At 71.4% G+C, this 24,185-nt stretch carries 19 protein-coding genes; 5 read left to right on the forward strand and 14 right to left on the reverse strand.

Features of this window, described 5'->3' with window-relative positions:
• Positions 1-21: 21 nt before the first annotated feature.
• Positions 22-2,187 carry a polyphosphate kinase 1 gene (gene ppk1 / locus KYK13_RS00245; protein WP_223640712.1) on the reverse strand — a complete coding sequence of 722 codons (2,166 nt, stop codon included), beginning with the start codon at positions 2,185-2,187 and terminating at the stop codon, positions 22-24.
• 212 nt (positions 2,188-2,399) lie between these two features.
• On the opposite strand from ppk1, the gene KYK13_RS00250 reads away from it, so the two are divergent.
• The gene (locus KYK13_RS00250; RefSeq protein WP_223640714.1) at positions 2,400-2,900 is read left to right on the forward strand and encodes a hypothetical protein; all 501 of its coding nucleotides are present in this window, start codon (positions 2,400-2,402) and stop codon (positions 2,898-2,900) included.
• 21 nt (positions 2,901-2,921) lie between these two features.
• On the opposite strand, the gene KYK13_RS00255 is transcribed toward KYK13_RS00250, so the two are convergent.
• The 3 genes from KYK13_RS00255 to KYK13_RS00265 form a co-directional block, all read right to left on the reverse strand.
• Positions 2,922-4,133 (reverse strand): peptidylprolyl isomerase, encoded by a 1,212-nt coding sequence (locus KYK13_RS00255; RefSeq protein ID WP_223640716.1) that lies wholly within the window; start codon positions 4,131-4,133, stop codon positions 2,922-2,924.
• Positions 4,134-4,282: 149 nt separating this feature from the next.
• Positions 4,283-5,296 carry a hypothetical protein gene (locus tag KYK13_RS00260; protein WP_223640718.1) on the reverse strand — a complete coding sequence of 338 codons (1,014 nt, stop codon included), beginning with the start codon at positions 5,294-5,296 and terminating at the stop codon, positions 4,283-4,285.
• A 145-nt stretch (positions 5,297-5,441) separates the two neighbouring features.
• A complete protein-coding gene (locus tag KYK13_RS00265) occupies positions 5,442-7,676 on the reverse strand; it encodes a tryptophan synthase alpha chain (protein ID WP_223640720.1) in 2,235 nt (744 codons plus the stop codon).
• Positions 7,677-7,951: 275 nt separating this feature from the next.
• On the opposite strand from KYK13_RS00265, the gene KYK13_RS00270 reads away from it, so the two are divergent.
• Positions 7,952-10,222 (forward strand): ATP-binding protein, encoded by a 2,271-nt coding sequence (locus KYK13_RS00270; protein ID WP_223640723.1) that lies wholly within the window; start codon positions 7,952-7,954, stop codon positions 10,220-10,222.
• 13 nt (positions 10,223-10,235) lie between these two features.
• Here KYK13_RS00270 and KYK13_RS00275 read toward each other — a convergent pair whose 3' ends face one another.
• From KYK13_RS00275 to KYK13_RS00305, 7 genes are all read right to left on the reverse strand, one after another.
• The gene (locus KYK13_RS00275; RefSeq protein WP_223640726.1) at positions 10,236-11,135 is read right to left on the reverse strand and encodes an MBL fold metallo-hydrolase; all 900 of its coding nucleotides are present in this window, start codon (positions 11,133-11,135) and stop codon (positions 10,236-10,238) included.
• Positions 11,136-11,307: 172 nt separating this feature from the next.
• Positions 11,308-11,754: a cupin domain-containing protein gene (locus tag KYK13_RS00280; protein WP_223640730.1), complete on the reverse strand. Its 447-nt coding sequence runs from the start codon at positions 11,752-11,754 to the stop codon at positions 11,308-11,310.
• A gap of 288 nt (positions 11,755-12,042) precedes the next feature.
• Positions 12,043-13,626 carry an ATP-binding protein gene (locus tag KYK13_RS00285; protein WP_223640733.1) on the reverse strand — a complete coding sequence of 528 codons (1,584 nt, stop codon included), beginning with the start codon at positions 13,624-13,626 and terminating at the stop codon, positions 12,043-12,045.
• 155 nt (positions 13,627-13,781) lie between these two features.
• Positions 13,782-14,261, reverse strand: coding sequence for a hypothetical protein (locus KYK13_RS00290; protein WP_223640736.1), 480 nt, complete (start codon positions 14,259-14,261; stop codon positions 13,782-13,784).
• Between the two features lie 142 nt (positions 14,262-14,403).
• The gene (locus KYK13_RS00295; RefSeq protein ID WP_223640739.1) at positions 14,404-14,799 is read right to left on the reverse strand and encodes a VOC family protein; all 396 of its coding nucleotides are present in this window, start codon (positions 14,797-14,799) and stop codon (positions 14,404-14,406) included.
• A 31-nt stretch (positions 14,800-14,830) separates the two neighbouring features.
• The gene (locus KYK13_RS00300; protein WP_223640742.1) at positions 14,831-15,763 is read right to left on the reverse strand and encodes a TIGR02266 family protein; all 933 of its coding nucleotides are present in this window, start codon (positions 15,761-15,763) and stop codon (positions 14,831-14,833) included.
• Between the two features lie 73 nt (positions 15,764-15,836).
• Positions 15,837-17,195 carry an RtcB family protein gene (locus tag KYK13_RS00305; protein WP_223640745.1) on the reverse strand — a complete coding sequence of 453 codons (1,359 nt, stop codon included), beginning with the start codon at positions 17,193-17,195 and terminating at the stop codon, positions 15,837-15,839.
• Between the two features lie 235 nt (positions 17,196-17,430).
• Between KYK13_RS00305 and KYK13_RS00310 the strand changes: the two genes are divergently transcribed.
• Entirely contained in the window at positions 17,431-17,715 is a 285-nt protein-coding gene (locus KYK13_RS00310; RefSeq protein ID WP_223640748.1) for a hypothetical protein, read from the forward strand.
• Positions 17,716-17,914: 199 nt separating this feature from the next.
• Here KYK13_RS00310 and KYK13_RS00315 read toward each other — a convergent pair whose 3' ends face one another.
• Positions 17,915-19,009, reverse strand: a complete 1,095-nt coding sequence (locus KYK13_RS00315; RefSeq protein WP_223640751.1) for a hypothetical protein — start codon at positions 19,007-19,009, stop codon at positions 17,915-17,917.
• A 325-nt stretch (positions 19,010-19,334) separates the two neighbouring features.
• Here KYK13_RS00315 and KYK13_RS00320 point away from each other — a divergent pair, with 325 nt between their 5' ends.
• Positions 19,335-19,661 carry a pilus assembly protein N-terminal domain-containing protein gene (locus KYK13_RS00320; RefSeq protein WP_223640753.1) on the forward strand — a complete coding sequence of 109 codons (327 nt, stop codon included), beginning with the start codon at positions 19,335-19,337 and terminating at the stop codon, positions 19,659-19,661.
• 4 nt (positions 19,662-19,665) lie between these two features.
• Here the strand turns inward: KYK13_RS00320 and KYK13_RS00325 are convergent, their stop codons facing one another.
• Both KYK13_RS00325 and KYK13_RS00330 read right to left on the reverse strand, forming a co-directional pair.
• Positions 19,666-20,118, reverse strand: a complete 453-nt coding sequence (locus KYK13_RS00325; RefSeq protein ID WP_223640755.1) for a PaaI family thioesterase — start codon at positions 20,116-20,118, stop codon at positions 19,666-19,668.
• A gap of 5 nt (positions 20,119-20,123) precedes the next feature.
• Entirely contained in the window at positions 20,124-20,573 is a 450-nt protein-coding gene (locus KYK13_RS00330) for a PaaI family thioesterase (protein ID WP_223640757.1), read from the reverse strand.
• Positions 20,574-20,733: 160 nt separating this feature from the next.
• On the opposite strand from KYK13_RS00330, the gene KYK13_RS00335 reads away from it, so the two are divergent.
• Positions 20,734-24,180 carry an amidohydrolase family protein gene (locus tag KYK13_RS00335; RefSeq protein ID WP_223640760.1) on the forward strand — a complete coding sequence of 1,149 codons (3,447 nt, stop codon included), beginning with the start codon at positions 20,734-20,736 and terminating at the stop codon, positions 24,178-24,180.
• Positions 24,181-24,185: the final 5 nt, after the last annotated feature.

Below are 24,185 nucleotides of genomic sequence, written 5' to 3' on the forward strand. Positions count from 1 at the left end.
CGTTGACCGGGCCCGGGGGCTTCAGCCCACGGGCCGTCCGCTCTGCACCTGCATCATGCGGATGGCCCGCTCCATGAGCTCCCCCTGGGCGGAGCGCTTGTCGTTGGGCGTGGCGGCGGTGCGCCGCCGCCACGTGCCGTCCGCGCCCAGCTCCCACGCGCCGCTGGTGTCCACCATGCAGCGCTCCACCACGTCCTTCACCTGCGCGGCCAGGGCCGGGTCCTCCACGGGCGCCAATATCTCCACGCGGTGGTCCAGGTTGCGCGGCATCAGGTCCGCGGACCCGATGTAGCAGCGCGACGTGGCGCCCCGCTCGAAGGCGTAGATGCGCGGGTGCTCCAGGAAGCGGCCCAGGTTGGACACCACCCGGATGTGCTCCGACACGCCGGGCACCCCCGGCCGCAGGCAGCAGATGCCTCGCACGTTGAGGTCCACGCGAACGCCCGCGCGGGATGCGTCGTAGAGCGCGCGGATGATGCCCGGATCCACCAGCGCGTTCATCTTCATCAGGATGCGCGCGGGCGCCTCTGGCGTGTGCGCCGCCTGCGTCTTCTTGATCTCCTCCAGCAGCCCCTCCCGCATGGTCAGCGGCGCCACCAGCAGCTTGCGGAACGAGCGCGGCCGGCCAAAGCCGGTGAGGAAGTTGAAGACGTCCGCCACGTCCGCGCCAATGTCCGGATCCGTGGTGAACAACCCCAGGTCCGTGTAGAGCCGCGCCGTCTTCGGGTTGTAGTTGCCCGTGCCGATGTGCACGTAGTGCCGCACCCGGTCACCCTCGCGCCGCACGATGAGGATGGCCTTCGCGTGCGTCTTCAGGCTGGGAATCCCATACACGACGTGCACGCCCGCCTCTTCCAGCGCGTTCGCCCAGCGGATGTTGGTGCGCTCGTCGAAGCGCGCCTTCAGCTCCACCATGCACACCGCCTGCTTGCCATGCTCCGTGGCGCGGATGAGCGCGGGCACCAGCGGAGAACTGTCCGACGTGCGGTACACCGTCTGCTTCAGCGCCAGCACGTCCGGGTCCTCCACCGCCTCGCTGACGAAGCGCTCCACCGAGCTGGCGAAGGACTCGTAGGGGTGGTGCACCAGCAGGTCGCCCCGGCGCATCGCGGACATCACCGTGCCGCCGCCGTCCGCGGACTCGTTGTCCGTGCGCAGCCGCGCCTGCGTCACCGGCGTCCACGGCGGGTCGCGCAGCTCCGTGAAGCCCGGCGTCATCGCCAGCGACATCACGTCCGCCAGGTCCAACAGGCCGTGCTCCTCGTAGATCTGCCGGGGCTCCAGCGACAGCGCCTCCACCAGCGGCTCCAGCAGCTTCGCGTTCATCCCCGCCTGGATCTCCAGCCGGATGACGTCCCCGAAGCGGCGCTGGCTGAGCTCCGTCTCCACCGCCTTGAGCAGGTCCTCCGCGTCCTCGGACACGGTGTAGTCCGCGTCCCGCGTCACGCGGAACAAGCTCCAGTTGAGGACCTCCATCCCGGGGAACAGGTCCCCCAGGTGCTGCGCGATGATCTCCTCCAGCGGCACGAAGAGCGTGCCCCCCTTGAGCGGCACGAAGCGGGGCAATATCTCCTTGGGCACCTTCACCCGCGCCACGCTCTCCTCCTCCGCCACCGGGTCCCGCAGCAGCACCGCGAGGCTCAGGGACAGGTTGGAGATGTACGGGAAGTGCCGCCCCAACCCGATGGCCAGCGGCGTGAGCACGGGGAAGATCTGCTCGCGGAAGCGCTGATCCACCTGCGCGCGTTGATCCGCGTCCAGTTCCTTCATGGACAGGATGCGCAGCCCCTTCTCCGCGAGCGCGGGGCGCAGGACCTTCTCGAAGCAGTCCGCGTGGCGGCGGCCCTGGTCCAGGATGCCCGTGTGCAGCTTGTCCAGCGTGTCGCCCGGGGACGCGCCGTCCGGCACCAGGCGGCCCACGCGCGCGGCGATCTGCTCGTGCAGCCGCGCCACGCGGATCATGAAGAACTCATCCAGGTTGCGCGCGTAGATGGAGATGAACTTCAGCCGCTCCATCAGCGGCACCTCGGGCGACTCGGCCAGCTGCAGCACCCGGTCGTTGAAGGCCAGCCACGACAGCTCCCGGTTGAAGAACAGGTCGCTGTCCGGCACCTCCGTGCCCGGGGGCACCACGTCCCGGTCCACGACCTTCTGCTGGGTGCCCTTCGCAGCGGCGCGCTTCGCCATGTTGTGTGACTCCTCGAGATGAGCCTCTGGTGGTGCCCGTCTAGCAGTCCCGCAACACGCCGATTGTGAACTCGCACGCCTGGACCGGAACCGGACATCCGGGCGTATCCCACCCCGGACGACCCAGGCAGTGGACGTCGAACCGGGCGGGCTGTGGACTCTCCGGCAGTCCACCGCTTGAATCCGTCCGGCACTGGCGGCATTCAAGAAGGGTGAGCGTTCCCAATCCCCCACTTCCCGCCGCCGAGAGCGGTGCCCCGGCGGACACCTCTCCGGACGCCCTGTTCACGGCCTTCCGTGAAGGGTCCCGGAAGAAGTCCCACCGCTTCACCTTCACCTGGTTCGTGGCCGCGGCGGTGCCCGTGGTGCTGGCCCTGGGCTTCTTCGCTCTTTGGCGTGCAAACGGAACGTCCTTCTCCGTCGTCACCCCGCACGGCATCAAGGTGCTGCGCGCGGGGATGACGACGCAGGAGGTCGGCGGCCTGCTGGGCCAGCCGCTCACGCTCCAGAAGCAGGGCGACCAGGACTGCTACCGCTACGGCCGGCCCAACTTCGTGAACGAGGTCTTCGTCGTGTACTCCGTCTGCTACGAGCAGGGGCAGGTGCGCGACGTCCTCACGCACCAGTACTCGGCGTGGCAGATAGACCCCGCGACGGGGGACTTCCTCGCGCCCGGGCAGCAGCCGCCCGCGCCCAGGAACCCGGCGGGGTAGCCGCCGGGAGGCGCCCAGCCCTCAGGCGAGGCCTGCCTCGGCGCCCTCGAAGGTGACCTTCGCCTGCGTCATCACGTGCTCCACGGCGAGCAGGTGCCACGCGACGTCCATCATCTGCGCGGAGGCGGTCGGGTCCAGCATGGACTCGCGCAGCTGGGCCTCGGTGATGCCGAAGGGCTCCGAGGACTCCTTGAGCAGCTCCAGCGCGGCCTGCGGCGTGAGCTGGAGCTTGTCCCGCTGCGCGATGGCGCGCAGCACCAGGGCAATCTTGAGGCGGCGCTCCACGTCGTCGCGGATGCCCGGGTGGTGCAGCCAGCCGTCCAGCGCCTCCTGCTGCTCCTCCAGGCTGAAGAACTTCTGCGCCAGGACCTCGCCCTCCGCCTGCTGCCAGCGGCGGCGGATCTCCTCGTCCACCAGCGGCTTGGGCACGGTGACGTCCGAGCGGGCGACGATTTCGTCCAGGACCCGGTTGCGCGCGTCCACCCAGAGCATGTCGGCCATCTCGCCCTCCATCTCATCCACGATGGAGCTCATGACCTCCTCGTGCGTGGCGCCGCGGCCCAGCAGCTTCAGGAACGCGTCCGACTCCGTGTCGGGGATGCGCACCTCGCGCGCGGCGCGCACGTCCACCAGGAAGCGCGCCGGCATGCCGCGCAGCTGCTCCGCCGGATAGTCGTCCGGCAGGACCAGCCCCACCTCCACGCTGTCGCCCACGCTGGCCTCGGCGATGACCTCCGCGAAGCCGGGCAGCATCACCTGGGGGGCCAGCTCCATCCAGAAGCCCACGCGCGAGCTCAGCGGGATGAGGCGGCCGTTGGCGTAGCCCAGGATGTCCAGGCACACGTCGTCGCCCATGGCCAGCGCCTCACCCTCCGCGCGCGGCCGGACCTCCGCCTTCGCGCGGGCCAGCTCGTGGAAGCGCTCCAGGAGGTCCTCCTCGGTGAGGTCCTCGCCCTGGGGCACGCGGATGTTCAGGTTCTCCAGCGAGGGGGCCTTCACCTGCGGCAGGTCCGCCTGGTGACCCAGGCCGGGCGCCACGGGGAGCCGCTGCACCAGCTGCTGCACGGGGGCCTGGGCGGGCGCTTCCGGGGGCTTGGGGCCCGCGGCGGCGGACTTCGCCGGCTTCGCGGTGGCGGCGGCGGACTTCGCCGGCTTCGCCGGGGAGGAAGCGGTGCCGGGCGCCTTGGCGGCGGGGGCCGGCGACTTCTCGGGAGGGTTCTTCTTCGTGGCCACCGGAGGGCCTCCTGGCAGGTAGCGACCGTGGTCCCAGAGGGGATTGAAACGAGCGCGTCTCACACGGTCACGTGCCTACCAGAAAAGGCCCCCCTGGGGACATCCCCGGGCGTTCGCCGCCCGGGGCCCTGCGTCACTGCTGGGGGCTTCTACCCGAACAGGCCGCCCACGAAGCTGGAGACCGCGGAGACGGCGGCGCCCACCTGGCTGACCACCGGGATGTTGGTGGCGGCGGCGATGGAGCCCACGGCGGTGATGACGCCCGTGACCTTCTTGGTGGTGCTGGCGTTCGGGTCGCGCAGGGTGGAGACCGCGTTCGCCGTGTCGAAGGCGGCGATGGCGATGTTCGCGCCCGGGGCGAAGCGGCCGGCGGCCTTGGCCAGGGTGCCCCCGGCGGCGCGGGCGGCGGCGGACGCACCGGCCTTGGCGGCGGCCTTGCCACCCTCGGACAGCGCGGCGCGGGCGGCGGCGCGGGTCGCGGTGCCCGTGGCGGCCTTCAGGGCCACGCCGCTCTCGCTGACGGCGGTCTTCAGCGCGGTGCGCACGCCGTTCTTGATGGCGGAGGAAGCGCCACCCTCGAAGGCGGCCTTGGCGGCGGCACCGGCGGCGGCGCGGGCCAGCTTGGGGCCGGCGCCCGGGACCGCGGCCTTGAAGGCGCTGCTGGCGGCCTTGTACGCGCTGCCGAACTTGTTCACGTCGCGGGCAATCTCCAGGCCGCCCTTGACGGTGCTGACCGCGCCCTTGCCGGCGGTGGCGACGGAGCCCAGCGCCTTGTTCCAGTCCTCGCTGCTGCCGGAGCGCACGGCGTTGCGCACGTCCTTGATGGCCGTGCCCGCCTGGCCCACCAGCTTCGCGGCGCTGGTGATGGTGCCGAAGGCCTTGCCCGCGATGCCCAGCTTGCCCTTGAGGTCGAGCTTGGTCTTCGGGTCCGTGGCCTTGGAGACCATCTTGTCGACGTTGCCCTTCAACGTCGCCTTGAAGCCGTCCGTCTTCAGGCTCTTGACGTTGTCGAAGCCGTCCTTCACGGCCGTCTTCACCTTGTTGAAGGTGTCGTAGCCCTTCTTCGCCTGCGTCCCGATGTCCTTCGCCGCCTTGATGGGGTCCTGCTGCACCTGGCGGAGGGTCTTGTTGACGGCACTGCGGGCGCGGTCGATGAGGCTCATGTGGGGCTCCCTCGTCGGAGTTCGAGGAAAAAGAGAAGGACTGCGAGCGACTTGCGGGGATTATCGCAGCAGCCCGCGATCAGTTGCGCAGCACCTCACACGCGCTGAGAAGGTGAGTGGAGGACCCAGGCTGTGGCACGGCGCGTCAGCGCTCGCGGCAGTCCGGGTCCGCGTCGTCGGCCCGGCCATCCCCGTCGTTGTCCGCGCCGTCGTGGCAGTGGCCCACCTCGGAGGGGACCCACTCCGTGATGTGGAGGGTGTAGCGGATGGGGGTGTCCCGGTCCGGCCGGGCCATGCCGTCCACCACCACCAGCACCGACTGCCCCTGGGCCAAAGTCACCTTCAGCGCTGGCGCGTCCTGTGTCGTGGGATGTGGGTGTGCGGCGCAGCCCAGCTCCGTGCCGCGGCAGCCGGTGAGGAGGTACAGGGCATGGCCGCCGGCGTCCGGGTCGCCGCCGGGCGAGGTGTCGAAGACGAAGGTGCCGGCCTTCGGCGCCGTCCACAGGTGGGCGCGGTCCTGCTGGAGGAGCGCGCCGCAGGTGCCCTGGAAGCCGTCGCCGGAGAGGGCCGTCTCCCCCTGGAAGGTGAGGGGCAGGGCGCTGCCCAGGTCGTGGTGGGCGCAGCCCTGGCCCTTGCAGCGGGGCTCGTCGCGGCACTCGGTGTCCGCGCAGTCCACCCAGCGGTCCCCGTCGTTGTCCATGCCGTCGAAGCAGGCGCCGGCCTCGGTGGTGCGCAGCTCGTCGATGTGCAGCTCGAAGGCGCCTTGCGTGAAGGACGCGCCGGCCACGGCGTCCACCGTCACCAGGACCCGCTGGCCCTGCGCCAGCGTCACCGCCACCCGGGCCCCGCCGCCGTAGCTGATGCCGCCCGTGGCGCACGCCAGCTCCTGGCCGCCGCAGCCGTCCGCGTACACGGCGATGACGGACCGGATCGCCGAGCGGGCCGTGTCGAAGGTGAAGGTGCCCGCCCTCGGCGCCGTCCACAGGTAGCCCCGGTCCGGAGCGCCCGCGCCGCCGCAGGAGGCGGCGTGGTCGTCCCGGGCCTCCACGGTGGTGCCCCTCAGTGACACCGGCAGCGCGCTGCCCAGGTCCCTGTCCACGCAGGTGGGCGCCGGGGGCGCGCAGACGTGGGGCACGCCCGTGCCGCCGCAGGTGTCCGGCGCGGTGCAGGTGCCACACTCCAGCGTGCCGCCGCAGCCGTCCGGCACGGTGCCGCACGTCGCGCCCAGGAGGCCGCAGGTGGCCGGCCGGCATCCAGGGACCGCGCAGACGTTGGCCACGCCGCCCCCTCCGCACGCCTGTCCTTCCGCGCACGCGCCGCAGTCGAGCCTCCCGCCGCAGCCGTCCGCGACCTGCCCGCAGTCCTTGCCCAGCGATTCGCAGGTGGCCGGCGTGCACGCGGTCCTGGCGCAGACGTTGGCCGTGCCGCCCGCGCCGCAGGCCTGGGGCGCGAGACAGCCGCCGCACTCCAGCACCGCGCCGCAGCCGTCGGACACCCGGCCGCAGTTCGCGCCCAGGGCCGCGCAGGTGGTGGGCACGCAGGTGCCGGCGCCGCAGACGTTGGCCTCCCCCGCGCCGCCGCACGTCGCGCCGGCCTCGCAGGCGCCGCACTCCAGGACGTCGCCGCAGCCATCCAGCACCTCGCCGCAGTCCTTGCCCAGGGCCTCGCAGGTGGCCGCCTGGCACAGCGGGGTCGCGCAGACGTTGGGCACGCCAGCGCCGCCGCAGGTGAGCCCGTCGCCGCACGTGCCGCACTCCAGGACGCCGCCGCAGCCGTCGGACACGGAGCCGCAGTTCTTGCCCAGGGCCTCGCAGGTGGTGGGAGCGCACGGGGCGTGGCCGCAGACGTTGGCCGTGCCGCCCCCGCCGCACGTCTCGTCCGGTCCACAGGCGCCGCACTCCAGGACGCCGCCGCAGCCGTCCGCGACCCGGCCGCAGTTCTTGCCCGAGGCCTCACACGTCGTGGGGACGCAGGCCGGGGGCCCGCAGGCGTTGGGCACGCCAGCGCCGCCGCAGACCTCCGGCGTGGCGCAGCTGCCGCAGTCGAGCCTCCCGCCGCAGCCATCCGAGAGCGGCCCGCAGGTGGCACCCCGCGCCGCGCAGCTCGTGGGGACGCAGGGTGGGGGGCCGCAGACGTTGGGCACGCCGCCCCCGCCGCAGGCCTGGCCCTCGGCGCACTCGCCGCAGTGCAACGTGCCGCCGCACCCGTCGATGGCGTAGCCGCAGTCCAGCCCCTGCGATTCGCAGGTCATGGGCACGCAGAAGGACCCGTTCCACCAGTCCAGCCTGGAGGGGGCCGCGTCCTCCGGCAGCGTCCGGCCGCACGCCAGCCACAGCCCCACGAGGAACACCCAGCCCACCCCACCGCCCGTCCGCCCCATGCCCGGTTCCCGCCACCCGTGAAGGGCCCACCCAGCGCCGGCCCCAACGAGGAGGGTGGGGAGCGGCCCGGCCCTCGCGAAGCGCCGGCAAGCCCCGGCGGGCCTCCATCGGTCGGAAAGGCGTCACTGTCCCGCCCCGCCCGCCGGGAAGGCGCGCACTGGTGGACACCGTGCGGGCTGGGGAGGGGGGGTGGGCGCGGAGGCAAGAGGGTCCCACCGTGAATGGACGCGGGGGGCGCGGAGGCCTACGTGCGCCCGGCGGGGAAGGGACACCCATGGCAGGTCCCAGGCGCGCGCGACAGGAGGAGGGGTGGGGGCTCGGGGTGAGCCTCGCGGTGGCGCTCGTCCTGCTGCTCCTGGCCGTGGGTGCGCTCCTGCTGACGCGGGCGTCCGTGCAGTCGCGGGTGCTGGAGCGCTCCCTGGACCTGCAGGAGGTGGGGCTGTTGGGGCGGGCCTTCAGCGACAAGGTGTCGCTGGCCAACAGCGCGCTGCTGGCGGGCGGGCAGTCGGTCAACCGGGAAACGGCGCGGGCCCGGCAGCGCTTCCTGGCCACCGCGGACCGGCTGCGGGCCCGGCTGGAATCTCCCGAGGACCAGGCGCTGGTGGAGGAGGTGCGCATCGTGGAGCAGGCGCACGAGGAAGCCCTGCGCGCGCTCCTGGAGGACTCCGACACTCCCGAGGAACAGAAGCGGGCGCGGGAGCAGATGGCCCGGGCCCACGGGCAGGTGCGCGACGCGCAGGCCCACCTGGAGCGCACGGTGCAGGAGCGGCTGGTCCGGGAGAACCAGGCCGCGATGCGGGTGGACCGGTGGGAGACCGCGCTGCTGCTCGTGGCGTCCCTGCTGGGGCTGTCGGTGGCGGCGGCGCTGGCGTGGGTGCTCCAGCGCCGGCTGCACCCGCTCCGGCGCGAGGCGGCGGCCAGCGCGAACCGCTTCCAGGCGCTGGTGGAGGGCGTGCGCGACTACGCCCTGGTGCTGCTGGACGCGCGGGGGCGGGTGGCCAGCTGGAACCCGGGCGCCGAGCGCATCAAGGGCTGGAGCGAGGCGGAGACATTGGGCCGCCCCACCTCCCTCTTCTACACGTCCGAGGACGCGGCGGCGGGCAAGCCGGAGCGGGAGCTGTCCCGGGCGCTCCAGGAGGGGCGGCTGCACATGGAGGGCTGGCGGCAGCGCAAGGACGGCTCGCGCTTCTGGGCGGAGGTGTCCATCACCGCGCTGCGCGACGAGGACGGCCAGCCCCAGGGCTTCTCCGTGGTGACGCGCGACATCACCGAGCAGCGGCGTCAGGAGCGGGTGCAGGAGCTGCTCGCGGAGGCCGGCCGCGTCTTCCACCAGTCCCTGGACCCCGACCTGACGGCGGCGGAGGTGGCGCGGCTGCTGGTGCCGGAGGTGGCGGACGGCTGCATCCTCTACCTGCTCACTCCCGCGGGCGAGCTGCGGCCCCGGGCGGTGACGCACATCCAGCCCGAGCGCGAGGCGAGCCTGTGGGAGGCCCTGCGGCGCTTCCCCCCCCGCCCGGGCATGCCGCCCGCCGTCTGGGAGGTGATGCGCACCGGGCACTCGCGGTTGGACGTGGAGGTGAAGGTGGACGACCTGGCCGCCTCCGCGGAGACGGACGAGCACCGGGTGCTCATCGAGCGCATCGGCATTGGTTCGTCGATGGTGGTGCCCCTGCTCGCGGGCAGCGAGACGCTGGGCGCCTTCGTGCTGATGACGGCCCGGGGCCACCGCCGCTTCGTGCCGGCGGACCAGGTGCTGGTGGAGGAGCTGGCCGGCCGCGCGGCGCTGGCCCTGGAGAACACGCGGCTGTTGCGCGAGGCGCGCGAGGCGGTGGACCTCATCGCCGTCACCGCGCACGACCTGGGCAATCCCTTGCACGCGCTGCAATTGCTGCTCACCAAGCTGCAGCGCGCGCAGGCGGCCGGCCGGGGTGAAGACCTGCGGCAGGGATTGGTGGCGGCGCACGGGCAGGCGCAGCGGCTGGGGCAACTGCTGCACAACCTGTTGGATTTGTCGCGGCTGTCCTCCGGCAAGCGGCTGTTGGACGCTGCGCCCATGGACCTGGGGGAGCTGGCCCGCGAGGTGGTGGAGCGCTTCGCGGACGCGGCCGCGGAGGCGGGCTGTGACCTGCGGCTGGAGGTGGAGGCGGGGCAGGTGGGGCATTGGGACCGCGTCCGCCTGGACCGCGTGATGACGAACCTGGTGTCCAACGCGCTGAAGTTCGGCCGGGGCCACCCGGTGACGGTGTCGGTGTCGGCGCTGGACGCGGACCACTCGCGGCTGCGCGTGCGCGACGAGGGCGTGGGCATCCCGCAGGAAGCCCAGCGCCGCGTCTTCGAGCGCTTCGAGCGGGAGCGCGCCGCGAAGACGAAGGCCGGCTACGGGCTGGGGCTCTACATCGCCCGCCAGCTGGTGGAGGCGCACGGCGGCATCATCCGCGTGGAGAGCGTGCCGGGGTGCGGCGCCACCTTCACGGTGGACCTGCCGCGTACGCCCCGGCCGGTGGAGGAGGCGTCGGTGGCGGAGCCGCCTCCGCTCCAGCAGTGAGCGCGCGGGCCGGCTAGAGGTGCAGGGACGGCACGGGGGCGACGAGGCCGGGCTGGATGGGGAAGTCCGCGGGCAGCTTCTCGCGCTCCTCCAGCCGCTCGAACTCCAGCGAGTCGTGCGCGCAGAACACCGACACCTGGTCGCCATGGTGCTGCACCAGTTCGCGCAGCCGGCGCAGGTTGTACCAGCGCATCCAGCCATCCTTCTGCATCAGCTTCTGGTAGGCGCGCAGGCCGGCGGTGCACCGGTAGCGGTCCAGGTCCATCTCCCCGTGGTAGAAGTACGCGTCGCCCGCGTGCAGGAGCCACCCGTCGCCGGTGTTGATGGCCACGCCCGAGTGGCCCAGCGTGTGGCCCACGAGCGGCACCAACAGGATCTCCGGCGGCAACCCGGTGAGTTCGCGCACGCAGTCGAAGCCGAACCAGCCCTCGCCCCGGTTCGGGATGTACGTCTCCCAGCGCGTCTCCTTGGACCACTGCTGCGGGCGGAACCTCGCGCGGTCCAGCCAGGTCTTCTGCGCGGTGGCCACGCGGTACTCCTCCGCCAGCACGTGCACGCGCGCGTGGGGGAAGTCATCCAGGCCGCCCGCGTGGTCGAAGTCCAGGTGCGTGAGGACGATGTCGTGCACGTCGCTGGCCTGGAAGCCCATGCGTTCCAGCTGGCGGACGGCGGTGGCCTCCTCGGCCAGGGCGGGGCGGCAGAGCACGTCGCGGAACAGGGGGTTGAGCCGCACGCGCGACGCGTACACGTCGTTGAGGCCGAAGCCGGTGTCCACCAGCACCAGGCCGCGCGGCGTCTCCAGCGCCAGGCAGTGGCAGGTCAGCGCCGCCGTGCCAGTGAAGCCGCGCCGTCCATCCATGAGCCGCCGGCCGGGCGGGCACATCGTGGTGCAGTTCAGGTGGTGGATGCGCATGGCGGCACTCGCTCCTGGTGGAAGGCGGTGGCCATCCGGCGGCGGCCAGGCCGACGCGGGAAGCCCCTTTTCCGTTCGTTCAGGGCAAAAGTGCGCCGTGTGCCCCGTGGGAGGAATCACCGCGCGCGGGCGGAGCGGGGGCTCGCTCGCCCGGGGGCCGTTGGAGCGTCTCTCAGGGGGCGGGAGACTGCCCGGCCGCCTCTCCGTCGAGCGGAGGGGCCGACATCAGCACCAGCGCCTCCGCGGGAGCGACGGGGCGGTGCTCGACGCCGCGAGGGACGATGAGCAGCTCTCCCGCTTCCAGGTCCACGGTACGCTCGCGCAATTCCACGCGCAGGGCGCCCCGGGTGACGAAGAACAGGGCATCGCCGGTGGCGTGCTGGCACCAGGGGCCGGTGCCCGTCAGCCGCACCAGGTGGACGGGTTGGCCGTGGAGCATGCCCACGGGCCGGGCGACACCCGGCGCCAGCAGGTTGGTGAAGGCGAGGGCCAGGTTCACCTTCTCCAGAGGCGGCAGGGACGCGGAGGCCGGAGCCGGACTGGCCGGGGCTCGGCGGCGTGAATCCCAGCGAGGGGGACGGCCGCCGGCGAGGGGTGGGGTCCGGAGAATCGTGCTCATGCGGCAGGGACTCCTTCAGGGGGGACGCGGTCCCACCCCCTCATGGGTTGTGTTGCTTTCTGCCAGAAACAGGACCCGTGTTTCACCTCCTGCCACGGAGGCCGGTCCGGTATCCGACGGATGGCGCCCGTAAGATAGGGATTGCCCCATGGAGCGGCAGGCCCGTTCCGCGAGTCCGGGTGGCCAGCCACTGCCGGAGGCCTCACAACGCAGAGCTCCCGGCCGCCGCGAGGAAGAGCGGCGCCCGGGGCGCGGCATGGTTCGGGTGGATGGGGGCTGTGAGTGGATTCACCCGCTCCGGCGCACGGCCCGGTAGGCCTGGGCGGGATGCCTGGGATTATCGGGGTGGGTGCGCTCGAGGAGGCCCTCTTCGACCATGGCCTTGAGGTGCCGCTCCGTCAGCTTGTCCGGGCTGTAACGCAGTACTTGGGCGAGCTCCGCGGGGTGCCAGGGCCGGAGCGAAGTGAGCGCCACGATGGCCTCGCGCAGGGTCGTCTTCCTGGGACGGAGGCCTAACTTTTCGACGATTTCACGTGTCTGCGCGTCAATCTTCTCCCGGGTCTTGAACTCCCCCCAATCCGCCGGGAACTCCCCCCGATCCGGAGGTAGCTCCCCCCAATCCACCGGGAACTCCCCCCGATCCGGAGGTAGCTCCCCCCAGTCCGTATGGGGGAGCTCCCCCCGAACCGGCGGAGTCAGCGTCTGCCCCACATTCACTCGTAGCGCGACGACCACGGCGCCCGTGACTTCAGCGAACTCCGGGGAGGAGAGCCCGGCGGCGCGGCACATCTCGGCGACGCGGTTCGTGCCACGGCCCCATTTCTCGATGAGCCCTGCGCGATAGAAGACCTCCGCGATGATGGGATTGCGCTGCACCGAGAGATGCGGGCGTGTGAGCGATTCAGGCGTGATGCCTTTCGGATATCGCCCGGCGCTCCATATCTCCACGCGATCATCGAAGATGGCGAGCGAGACCGCGCCACCCGCGATGCTGTAGTCGCGATGGATGAAGGCGTTGACCAGGAGCTCGCGCATCGCATCCGGCGGAATGAGTGGACGGTCGACACGTTGCAGGCGGCCCGGCTCGATGCGACCCGCCAATGGGAAATGCCGCTGGCAGAACAGCTCGGCTTCCTCAAGCAGCCGGAAGGCCGGTCCGCGCACGTTGCGCTGGTCGAGGAACTCGGTTTTGTCCGTGCCGCGAAACCGGGCCATACGTAGCTCGCACTGGGGATGGTGGGGGAGGAACGTCTTCCCAAAGAGCACGACCGCCGCGCGCAGGAGCTTGCCCTTGTGGCGTACGCCGAGACGGTCGAGAAGCTCGGGAAGGCTTCGTCCCACCGGTCCCACCAGACGCCCGGCGGAGCGCGCTGCTTCGACGATGCGCAGCACCTCTGCGCGGTCGAGCTCCTGAAGGGGAACCTCGTCGGCTTCCTGATTCTCCCAACGGCGGCGGCTGTGCGCGCGCTCCATCAACAGCAACTCGTAGCGCTCCTGCGCCATCTTGCGAGTCGTGTTCCCCACGCGCTCGTAGGCGCGGCCGTCGAAGGTGTATGGCACGGAATCACTGATGCCGCCCACGGTGAGCACGAGGACGCTCCGCCCCGAGGCGACCTCCACGCTCTGGATGTGGAGATCGAGCGGAGGTTCGAAGCGCTCCCTCGCGGTCGCGATGTCATGCAGGGTCTGTTCGCTCACCTGCTGGCCGACGAGCTCCCCGTCCGGCTTCACGCCCAGGAGCACCGTGCCGCCCTGTCCATTCGCGAAGGCGCAGAGCGTGTGCATCGCCTTGCGCAATTCACCTGTCGAGCGCTTCAGCTCGAGCGTGGCGGACTCTCCACGGGAGGCGAGGCGGGCGAGGTCGGGAATCATGGCGGCCCGCCTCTGCAGCATCCGGGCCCGCCATGCTCCGAGACGGTCCCTCTGGGCCGCAGTGCTCCTCACCCCGCGCGGCGTACGGACCGGGACCCGCCGTTTCCGTGGAGAGACGGTGGCGGGCCCGGCCCGTCAATGCGACGGGCCTGCGACTACAGGCAGTCCACCAGGCCGTCGTAGAGCGACGTGCTGGTGCCGGGCAGCGTGGCGTAGAGGGGCGAGGTCCCGGAGAGCGCCGTCAGCAGCGAGGTCATGGTGGTGCCGCTGGCCAGCGGGCTCTGGCAGGTCCAGGTCTGCGTCTGCACGGAGATCTCCCCCGTGGAGGGATTGAGCTCCTCGTTGCTCGCGGCGAACACCCAGACGCACTGGCCAATCACGCCCGTCGCGCTGTTGACGGAGCACTGGAAGCGCAGCGACTCGATGTTGCTGTAGTCACCCTCGCAGAACGTGTCCCCGCAGATGTCGTCGAAGTTCCCCTTCAGGTTCGAGCGCAACTCCAGCCATGACAGATACTCCGGCCGGGACGACAGGTACGACGTCGCATCGACGTAGCCGGACTGCTGCGCCACGACCAGCGGAGCGCACAGGGTCAATCCCAGCGTCGACAGCGCCACCCACGAACGGATGTTCATCACGGAGCACCTTCCTGGAAATGACCGCCCCACGGACGGAACGGTCACCCGCAAGGCCATCCGGGCATGGCTTGAATCTCAAGCAAACTTTCTTTCACCAGGATTTCACGATGGTGTCTGGTGATTGCCTTTCCATCGCCTCTCACGGCATGCCGTGGTGGACCGCCTCCACGTTGTTGCCGTCCGGATCCAGCACGAACGCGCCGTAGTAGCCGGCGTGGTAGTGCGGACGCTTGCCCGGCGCGCCGTTGTCCCTGCCTCCAGCCTTCAGCGCGGCCTGGTGGAAGGCGTCCACTGCCTCCGGCCCGTTCGCGCTGAAGGCCACGTGCCGGGGCGATGCGGGCGTCCGCGTCTCGATGAGCCATAGCACCGGACGCTGGGGCGGACCGAAGGCCGCCATGCGCCGCGTGGGGAACTCCGCGTCCCAGGTGGCCGTCATCTCCATCACCAGACCCGCGCCCAGCGCGGGCAGGGCCGCTTCGTAGAAGGCCTTCGAGGCAGCGAAGTCGGTCGCGTAGAAGCTCAGGTGGTCGATCATGCCCGGGCTTCCTAGCAGAGCTCCGTGGCGCTCAGTCCGGATAGAACATGGGGTCGCGCGTGGCCACGAACGACGAGATGGCGTGCGCCACCTCCGGCGGCAGCGTGGTGAACTGCACGCCCACGCCCGGCATCAGGTCCGGCGTGCGGTCGTTGCCGTCGCGCGCCCAGCGCACCACGCCGTTCACCGTCAGCGGCCGGCCTCCTGGCAGCGTGAAGTCCAGCTCCACCGCCGTGCCGCGCGGCACCGACTCCACCGTGGCGATGAAGATGCCGCCCTCGCTGATGTCCATGGAGAAGCCGGTGAAGAAGTTGGAGTCGCTGCGCGTGTCGATGGTCGTGTGCATCCGCACCCGGCCCGCCTTGCGCGCGTCGCGCTTCGCCGGCGTGGCGGCCACGGGCGCGTGTGCCGGAGGGCGCTCCGCGCGGGCCGGCGTCTCCGGGGATGCCTTCGCCCCGGACGGCCGCAGCGCCGCGGGAGGGACGACCTTCTGGGTCTCCGCCTCCGCCGCGCGGCGGGCCTTCTCCTCGGCCTCCGCACGAGCCCTGGCCGCGGCCTCCACGCGCTTCAGGTCGGCCTCGGCGGACGCCAGCGCCTTCTCCACGCGGGCGGCGTCCTCCTGCTGCACGCGCAGCGCGGACTGGAGGTCCAGCCCGGCCTGCCGGCGCGTGTCCAGCGCGGCCTCGCGCGCGTCCAGGGCCTTCTCCCGCAGGCGCGCGAGCTCCGGAGAGGGTTCAGGAGACTCGGTGTCCTCCAGGCGCATGGCCCATTGGGACAAGCGCGGGTCCCCGGCGTGCTCCGGGCTGGCCAGGGCCTGGCGCATGCGGACGAGCCGCTCGCTCAACGCGGCCGATTCAGCGGTGGCGCGGGCCACCTGTTCGGCGAGCTGCGCTTCCAGCCTCGCCATTTCGGCTTCGGCGCGCGCCAGCTCGGCTTCCCGGGAGGGAGTGGGGGACGGGGGCATGGTGGGGCTCCAGGCGGATGTCCAGTCTACCGCCGCCCGGCCTCCCCCACGAGTCCCCTTCCTGGGATACCCGTCAATCCGCGCCCTTGATGCAGGCCACCGGCTTGAGGCGGTGGGCCACCCGGGCGAGTCCCGCCTGCTCCACCGTCTCCAGCACGTCGTCCAGGTTCTTGTAGCAGGGCCCGGACTCATCCAGCGGCGTGGTGCGGGTGTTGAGCAGGATGCCGGCCTCCGCCATGCGCCGGTCCGTCTCCTCCTGCTGGAGCTGCCGGCGCGCGGCGGCCCGTGACAGCCGCCGGCCGGAGCCGTGGTTCACCGAGTAGATGGACTTCTCCGCCCCCGGCTCCGCGAAGAGGATGGCGCTGCCCGTCTCCATGGAGCCCGGGATGAGGATGGGGTGCCCGGTGGACTCCCACGTCGTCCCCTTGAGGGCCGGGTGACCGGCGGGGAAGGCCCGCGTGGCGCCCTTGCGAGCGACGAACTTCCCGCCCTCGCGCTGGATGAGGTTGTGGCTGATCTCGTAGTAGATGCTCGCGGTGCCGCCGAACACGTCCTCGAGCGCCCCGCACACGGCCTCGCCGATGAGCAGCCGGTTGGCCACGGCGAAGTTGGCGGCCATGTTGTGCAGGTTCCAGTAGTGCCGGCCCAGCGCGCTGTCCGCGTCCAGCCAGACGAAGTCCTCGCTGCGGCTCTTGAGGCCCAGCTGCGCGGCGCCCGCCACGAAGAAGTGCTTGGCGATGTTCCAGCCGAAGCCGCGGCTGCCGGTGTGGAGCATCACCCAGACGCGGCCCGTCTCATCCACCTGCATCTCGGTGAAGTGGTTGCCGCCGCCCAGGCTGCCCAGTTGCCCGCGCTTGTCATAGGCGCGCTCGGGGATGGACACGCCGGTGTCCTCCACGGGGATGAAGTCGCGCTCGGTGACGGAGCGGTTGCGGCCCAGCGCCTTGGCGCCGTGCCGGAGCACCTCCTTGACGGTGGGCTCGCTGAGCCGGCGCTGCTTGCGCGCGCGGGTGGCGCCCACGCCCACGGCGATGCGGTCGACCACCTCGTCGATCCACTGGCGGCGCTTCGCGGGGTCGGCGACGTCCTCCACGGTGAGAGAGGTCTGCAACTGCACCATGCCGCAGCCGATGTCGTAGCCGGCGGCGGTGGGCAGCAGGACGCCGTCCGTCTCCACGATGGTGCCGATGGGGACGCCATAGCCCACGTGACAGTCGGGCGTGACGGCGACGCGGGTGACACCCGGGAAGGTGGCGGCGTTGACGACCTGGTCGAAGACGGCGTCCTCCAGGCCGGGCGCCTCCGGGTTGCCTTCCTCCCCCCAGAGGAGCTTGTCGGACAGGAACAGGTCCGCGTGCACGCGCATGGTCTTGGTGCGCGGCAGGACGTAATGGCCCTCGGAGACCTTTTCCAGGTGTTGCTTCCAGCTCATGGTGAATCCCCCAGGTGGGTGAACGCGCGGCAGGGACGCGGCCCTCCATCATCCCTGACGGTGCCGGGTTCCGGACAGACGCATGGCTGCTCGCCTGGCGCGCCCGAGGTGGAAATCCGGGGCGGCGAAAGGAGAAAGCGATCGGGAGTGCACGACCCGGCATTCAGACAAGCCCGGGGGTTGCGGTGGCGGATCGGCATTCCCATTTCTGCAGCGTGCATCAAGGGGGTGGGCGATGGGGTTTTTGACGGGGATGGTGCTGGCGGCGGCGTTGCAGGCGGGGCCGGTGGAGATGACCGCGGCTCCGGTGTTCAATCCCTCGCTGTGCGCCAAGAAGCGCGTGGATCCATGCGGGTGCCATCACGTGTACGGCATCCGGCATTGCCACCAGAATCGGAAGAGCAATCACTGCGAGGCGCAGGTCCGCGCTGAACAGCCGGACGTGGAGCAGCAGGAGACGGCGGAGGCCACGAATCCGCTCCAGAGCCTCATCGACCCGGCGAAGTCCGTGTCCATGTAGGGCAGGTTGTTCCCGGACAGGGTGTGAGACCGGGCGCCCTTCCCATTGAGGGAAGGGCGCCGCGGCCGTTGTGACGAGCGGAATCAACCACCAGCACCGCATGCGGAAACCCTCCCCGGAGCCTGCTCCGCTCCGTGAGAGTCATCCGAGCATGCAATGGCAGACGAACGCAGAGTGGGCGTCCGGACCCCGCCCCGCCTCAATGCGCGGAGGCGAACCCGTCGGGCAGCTCCTCGGAGCGGCTCACCTCGAGCTCGCTCTGCGAGCGGATGATGACCCAGCGTGCCTGCGGCGACACGCGCAGGGCCACCACGTTCGGCGCCAGGCGGCGCATCTCCGGCTTGTAGGGCAGCAATACCGACGGCGGCGCCGTCAGCGCCGGTGCGTGCGGTTGGTGGGTGTTCGCATGAGGCAGCGGCGTCGTCGGCTGGGCCTCGGGTGCGCGGCTCCTCAACGCGAGGACCTTCACCGTGGGGCGCTCCGGTATCGGCGCCGGAGTCACCTGGGACGACAACGCCCCCGGAAGACTCCTCAGCGGTGCGGGCAGGCCCAGCGGCCCCTTCTGGGACAGGGCCCTGCCCATCGCGACGGGCGCGATGCCCGGAGGCGTATTCCCTGTCGTCGCCCGCGCGGTGCCCGCGGCCGGTGGCTCCTCGAAGGAGGACATCGACACGATGACCTTCGGCAGGGGCGCGACCTCCTGCGGACGCGGCATCCCCGCCATCGAGCGTGACAGCGTCTCCGTCGCCGCGTCGCGCATGGCCGTCACGGCCGGCGCGGTGGGACGCGAATGGGGATCCACCACCTGCCGTCCCGGCCCCGGTATCGCATTCGGGGCCCCACGGATGCAGACGGGCGTGATGGACGGCGGTGGCACGCTGCGCATCCGCGCGGGCGGCGGCGTCGGCGGGGGCAGCCGGTCGAAGCGGTAGAGCGCCTCTTCCTCGATGGCCTCCGCCGTGTCCGCGCCCTGACCCAGCCGCACCAACTCCGTTTGCAGCGTCGCGTCTCGCGGATCCAGTTCCAGCGCGGCCTTCAGCGCGCCCCGCGCGCGGGACTCGCAACCCAGTGACAAGAGTATCCTGGCGGATTCACGGTACGCGGCGATCGCCTGCTCCTTGTGTCCCGCGCGGCGGCACGCCTCCGCCAGCCGGACGCGCACGTTCGCGTCGCGCGGCAGCCGCCTCGCGAGCTGTGCGTACGTCTCCGCGCACTGCGCATACCGCCCCCGCTGGTACAGCGCATAGGCGGCTTCCTTCAAGTCCCGCAGCTTCGTCGACTCGCGCTCGCTCATGGGGGGTCTCCGCGTCGGTGTCGCTCTTCTGGGCTAGCAGGCGACGTGCCGCGCGCCCGTGCCGCGCGCTCGCGTTCACTGTCTCGCCCCCACCGCGACCGCGGACCGGAACGCCTGTCCTCCACCCGGCGGACCGCGAGGCACTCCAGCGTGTCCCCGTGCACGCTGCCCGCCGGAGCGCCCGGAATGGACCCTGTAGAAATGGGAACCACGCTGTAACAATGTCAGTCCCCGTGTTCCCTGAGTTCTGAGGAGACGTCGGATATCCACGCATGGGACATTGGGGCAGCTCCGGGCTCCACCGGAGTCCCCGGAGGTCGCATCCATGGCTTCACGCTTCATGGCCCTGACGTTGGGAACCCTGCTGCTCGGCGCCATGCCGGCATGGGCAGAGGCGCCCGCCGCTCGCCCCGCGGACGCGGAGGAGCTCCCGCCAGCGGACGAAACGCTCACCCTGAAGAAGGGCGGGAAGCACATGCTGACGGTGCCGGGCCTGAGCCGCGTGGCGCTGGGAGACCCGTCCGTCGTGGACGTGAAGACGACGGGAGTCAACGGCGTGGAGGTCTCCGCGCTCAAGGCGGGCAAGACCACGCTGATCGTCTGGAGCGGCGACGGCGCGCGCCGCACGTACCGCATCGTGGTGAAGCGCTAGGCGCTCACGGCTCCGACAGCAGGAACAGCGCGTGCGAGCTGGCGATGGGCCGGGTGCGGTCGTCCTGCCAGGCCTCCACGCGCACGTTGGCCACGCGCCGCCCCTGCCGCGTGATGAACGCGCGCGCGAAGGTGTCCTGCGCCTTGCCCGAGCGCAGGTAGTCCACCGTGGTGGAGATGACCTTGGGCACGCGCTCGGTGTCCGTCTGGAGCAGCAGTTCGAAGATGGCGCTCGACTCCAGCAGCGCCCCCAGCGCGCCGCCGTGCAGCGCGGGCAGCAGGCTGTTGCCAATCAGGTGCGGCGCGTAGCGCATGCGGCAGAGCATCTCGCCGGCCAGGTTCTCCACGCCAATGCCCATGAAGCGCGTGTAGGGGATGGCGTCCGTGAGGCGGTGGTACTCGCGCGTCTGGCGCACCTGGCGAACCAGATCCGCGAGGGGAAGGGAAGGCGTGCCCATGACCGTCAGTCCTCCACCCGCATGAAGGTGCCCTGCGAAGACGCCACCGGCATCGCCGGGTCGCCCTGGTGCACCAGCGCGCGCACGAAGGCGACCAGGCGGGTGACCTTGTAGCACTCGGCCTGCGCGGTCAGCGGCAGGCCCGGGCGCGCGGGGCGCAGGTAGTCGATGCGCAGGTCCAGCGTGACGATGGCCGCGAACGCGCCCAGCGCCGCCATCACCGCCGTGCCGCTCGCCGCGTCGATGAGCGTCGTCACCGCGCCGCCCGCCACCACCCCCGTCTCCGGGTTGCCGACGAGCACGTCCGCGTACGGCATCACCACCGTCGCCGTCGTGTCCCCCACCGCGTCCAGCCGCAGCCCGAGCGCGTGGTTGTGGGGCACCGCCTCGGTGTAGAGCACGGAGAGCTTCTCCCGCCGCGCCTCCGGGTCCGTGGGAAGACTGAAGTCCGACATGGGATGGATGCAGTAGCAGATTCGGACCGCGACGGGGGAAAGCACCGCGGCACGTTGCTCCCAGGAACACGCCTGCCCCTCCGCGGGTTCACGGGCGCCCTGCCAGGCCCTGCATCCTGGCAGGATGCCGCGCCCCGCGTCTTCCCCGAGGACACTTCCGGTGAACCGACCCCTCTCCTCCCTCTGCTTCGCGCTGCTCGTCCCAGGCCTGCTCCTGGCGGCGCAGCCCCTGCCCAAGCCCTCGGATCCGCCCGCCCCCACGCCGCCGCCGGGACAGGGCGAAGCGCCTCCGCACGAGCCGCCCTCTCCGCCGGCGCCCAAGGACACCGCGCGCGAGGCCGCCCGGGCGAGCGAGGGCGACGGCGGCACCCTGGCCCCCGTCGCCGGGCAGGAGCCGGCGGACGCGAAGAAGGACACGTGGAACGTGGACGCGCCCCCGGGCGTGGCCAGCACGCAGGTGCCCATCGACGTGCGCGAGGGCACGTGGATGAACGTGGACGTGAGCCCGCGCGGAGACGAAATCGTCTTCGACCTGCTGGGAGACATCTACGCGCTGCCCATCGCGGGCGGCGAGGCGCGAGCGCTGACGTCCGGCGCGGCCTGGGACATGCAGCCGCGCTACAGCCCGGACGGGAAGTCCATCGCGTTCACCAGCGACCGGGGCGGCGGAGACAACATCTGGGTGATGGACCGCGACGGCAAGAACCCCCGCGCGGTGACGCAGGAGAAGTTCCGGCTGCTCAACAGCCCCGCGTGGAGCCCGGACGGTCAGTTCCTGGTGGCGCGCAAGCACTTCACTGGCCGGCGCTCGCTGGGCGCGGGCGAGGTGTGGATGTACCACCGCGCGGGCGGCGAGGGCGTGAAGCTCACCGAGCGCGCCAACGACCAGAAGGACCTGGGCGAGCCCGCGTACTCCCCGGACGGCCGCTCCGTCTACTTCAGCCAGGACGTCACGCCGGGGAAGTCCTTCGAGTACGACAAGGATCCGAACAAGGAGCTCTACGCCATCCAGCGGCTGGACCTGGAGACGAAGGAGGTGGAGCCCTTCGTCACCGGCCCGGGCGGCTCCATCCGGCCCACGCCGTCGCCGGACGGCAAGCAGCTGGCGTTCGTGCGGCGCGTGCGCGGCAAGAGCGTGCTGTACGTGGCGGACGTGAAGTCCGGGGCCGAGCGGCCGCTGTATGACGGGCTCGACCGCGACATGCAGGAGACGTGGGCCATCCACGGCGTGTCCCCGGTGATGGCGTGGACGCCGAACAACAAGTCATTGGTGTTCTGGGCGGGCGGGACGCTGCACCGCATCGACGTGGCCACGAGGCAGGTGACGCCCATCCCCTTCCACGTGAAGGGCACGCGCACGGTGTTCGCGGCGGTGAAGAGCACGCGCCCCACGGCGCCGGACCGCTTCGACGTGAAGATGCTGCGCTGGATGCAGGTGTCACCGGATGGCAGGAGGCTGGTGTACCAGGCGCTGGGCAAGCTGTACGTGAAGGACCTTCCGTCGGGGACGCCGCGGCGGCTGACGCGCCAGAACGAGCACCTGGAGTTCTACCCGTCGTTCTCCCGGGACGGGCGCTCCATCGTCTACACGACGTGGGACGACGACGCACTGGGCGCGGTGCGCGTGGTGGCGGCGACGGGCGGCGAGGGCCGCGTGGTGACGACGCAGCCGGGCTTCTACGTGGAGCCCGCGATGAGCCCCGACGGCAGGTGGGTGGTGTACCGGACGACGGGCGACGGCTACCTGATGCCGGGCACGTGGAGCCGGGAGACGGGGCTGTTCGTGGTGCCGTCCACCGGAGGAGGCGTGGCGCGCAAGCTGACGCGGGACGGGGAGCAGCCGCACTTCGGCGCGAAGTCGGACCGCGTGTACTTCCTGAACGTGGAGTCCAAGGACGTGGAGGACGTGCGCACGCTGAGCAGCATCGGGCTGGACGGAGGCGAGCCGCGCACGCACCTGACCAGCGGCGGCGCGCTGGAGATGCGCGTGTCACCGGACGACCGGTGGGTGGCCTTCCGCGAGGACTTCAACGCGTACGTGACGCCCTTCGTGCGCGGCGCGAAGGAGGCGCGGGTGGGGCCGGGCACCAAGGCGATGCCGGTGACGCAGGTGAGCCGTGACGCGGGCGAGTACCTGCACTGGTCCGGCACGGAGGGGCGCCTGGCCCTGCACTGGGCGCTGGGCTCCAGGTTCTACACGCGGGCGCTGAAGGACGCGTTCACGTTCCTGGACGGGTCGCCCAAGGCGCTGCCGCCGCCGGAGGCGGACGGGGTGGACGTGGGCTTCTCCCAGAAGTCGGACGTGCCGGAGGGGACGCTGGCGCTGGTGGGCGGACGGCTGGTGACGATGAAGGGCGAGCAGGTGGTGGAGCAGGGCGTGGTGGTGGTGCAGGGCAACCGCATCGTCGCGCTGGGCCCGGTGGGCAAGGTGAACGTGCCGGCCGGGGCGAAGGTGGTGGACGTGAAGGGCAAGACGCTGATGCCGGGCCTGATTGACGTGCACTGGCACGGGGCCATGGGCGTGGACGGGCTGATGCCCGAGCAGAGCTGGGTGCAGGCGGCGTCGCTGGCGTTCGGGGTGACGACGCTGCACGACCCGTCCAACCACTCGGAGACCATCTTCGCCGCCAGCGAGATGGGCAAGGCGGGGATGCTCACGTCGCCGCGCATCTTCTCCACGGGCACCATCCTGTACGGGGCGGCGAGCGCGGACGCGCACGTGGAGATTGACACGTTGGACGACGCGCGACGGCACCTGCGGCGGATGAAGGCGCTGGGGGCCTTCAGCGTGAAGAGCTACAACCAGCCCCGGCGCGACCAGCGGCAGAAGATCCTCCAGGCCGCGCGCGAGCTGGACATGCTGGTGGTGCCCGAGGGCGGCTCGCTGCTCCAGCACAACCTGACCATGGTGGTGGACGGGCACACGGGCTTGGAGCACTCGCTGCCGGTGGCGCGCATCTACGACGACGTGCGCCAGCTCTGGAAGGGCACGCAGGTGAACTACACGCCGACGCTGGGCGTCGCCTACGGCGGGCTCATGGGGGAGAACTACTGGTACCAGAAGACGAACGTCTGGGAGGACACGCGCCTCCTGTCGTTCGTGCCCCGGCGCGTGGTGGACGGGCGCTCGCGCCGCCGCGTGATGATTCCGGACGAGGAGTTCAACCACCAGAACGTGGCCCGCGCGGCGAAGGAGCTGAACGACCTGGGCGTGAGCGTGCAGCTGGGCGCGCACGGACAGCGCGAGGGCCTGGCGGCGCACTGGGAGCTGGCGATGTTCGTGCAGGGCGGCATGTCTCCCATGCAGGCCTTGCGCGCGGGCACGCTCAACGGCGCGCGCCACCTGGGCATGGAGAAGGACCTGGGCTCACTGGAGGTGGGCAAGCTCGCGGACCTGGTGGTGCTGGACGGGAACCCGCTGGAGGACATCTCCAACACCCGCACGGTCCGCTACACGATGGTGAACGGGCGCCTGTACGACGCGAACACGCTCAACGAGGTGGGCACACGCCAGCGCACGCGCGCGAAGTTCTACTTCGAGAAGGACGGCAACGAGGGCTGGAGCCCCCGGGCCACCACGCACGCCACCGAGCAGGTCTGCGATTAGCGGCC

This window comes from Corallococcus sp. EGB (assembly GCF_019968905.1).
In the GTDB taxonomy this organism is placed as follows: domain Bacteria; phylum Myxococcota; class Myxococcia; order Myxococcales; family Myxococcaceae; genus Corallococcus.

Excerpts from the sequence above, each read along its gene's own strand:
- KYK13_RS00270 (WP_223640723.1), top strand. The coding sequence starts at position 7,952 with ATGGCAGGTCCCAGGCGCGCGCGACAGGAGGAGGGGTGGGGGCTCGGG.
- KYK13_RS00305 (WP_223640745.1), bottom strand. The coding sequence starts at position 17,195 with ATGAGCTGGAAGCAACACCTGGAAAAGGTCTCCGAGGGCCATTACGTC.
- KYK13_RS00265 (WP_223640720.1), bottom strand. The coding sequence starts at position 7,676 with ATGGGGCGGACGGGCGGTGGGGTGGGCTGGGTGTTCCTCGTGGGGCTG.
- KYK13_RS00320 (WP_223640753.1), top strand. The coding sequence starts at position 19,335 with ATGGCTTCACGCTTCATGGCCCTGACGTTGGGAACCCTGCTGCTCGGC.
- KYK13_RS00300 (WP_223640742.1), bottom strand. The coding sequence starts at position 15,763 with ATGCCCCCGTCCCCCACTCCCTCCCGGGAAGCCGAGCTGGCGCGCGCC.
- KYK13_RS00310 (WP_223640748.1), top strand. The coding sequence starts at position 17,431 with ATGGGGTTTTTGACGGGGATGGTGCTGGCGGCGGCGTTGCAGGCGGGG.
- KYK13_RS00325 (WP_223640755.1), bottom strand. The coding sequence starts at position 20,118 with ATGGGCACGCCTTCCCTTCCCCTCGCGGATCTGGTTCGCCAGGTGCGC.
- ppk1 (WP_223640712.1), bottom strand. The coding sequence starts at position 2,187 with ATGGCGAAGCGCGCCGCTGCGAAGGGCACCCAGCAGAAGGTCGTGGAC.
- KYK13_RS00275 (WP_223640726.1), bottom strand. The coding sequence starts at position 11,135 with ATGCGCATCCACCACCTGAACTGCACCACGATGTGCCCGCCCGGCCGG.
- KYK13_RS00260 (WP_223640718.1), bottom strand. The coding sequence starts at position 5,296 with ATGAGCCTCATCGACCGCGCCCGCAGTGCCGTCAACAAGACCCTCCGC.
- KYK13_RS00330 (WP_223640757.1), bottom strand. The coding sequence starts at position 20,573 with ATGTCGGACTTCAGTCTTCCCACGGACCCGGAGGCGCGGCGGGAGAAG.
- KYK13_RS00280 (WP_223640730.1), bottom strand. The coding sequence starts at position 11,754 with ATGAGCACGATTCTCCGGACCCCACCCCTCGCCGGCGGCCGTCCCCCT.
- KYK13_RS00295 (WP_223640739.1), bottom strand. The coding sequence starts at position 14,799 with ATGATCGACCACCTGAGCTTCTACGCGACCGACTTCGCTGCCTCGAAG.
- KYK13_RS00315 (WP_223640751.1), bottom strand. The coding sequence starts at position 19,009 with ATGAGCGAGCGCGAGTCGACGAAGCTGCGGGACTTGAAGGAAGCCGCC.
- KYK13_RS00285 (WP_223640733.1), bottom strand. The coding sequence starts at position 13,626 with ATGATTCCCGACCTCGCCCGCCTCGCCTCCCGTGGAGAGTCCGCCACG.
- KYK13_RS00290 (WP_223640736.1), bottom strand. The coding sequence starts at position 14,261 with ATGAACATCCGTTCGTGGGTGGCGCTGTCGACGCTGGGATTGACCCTG.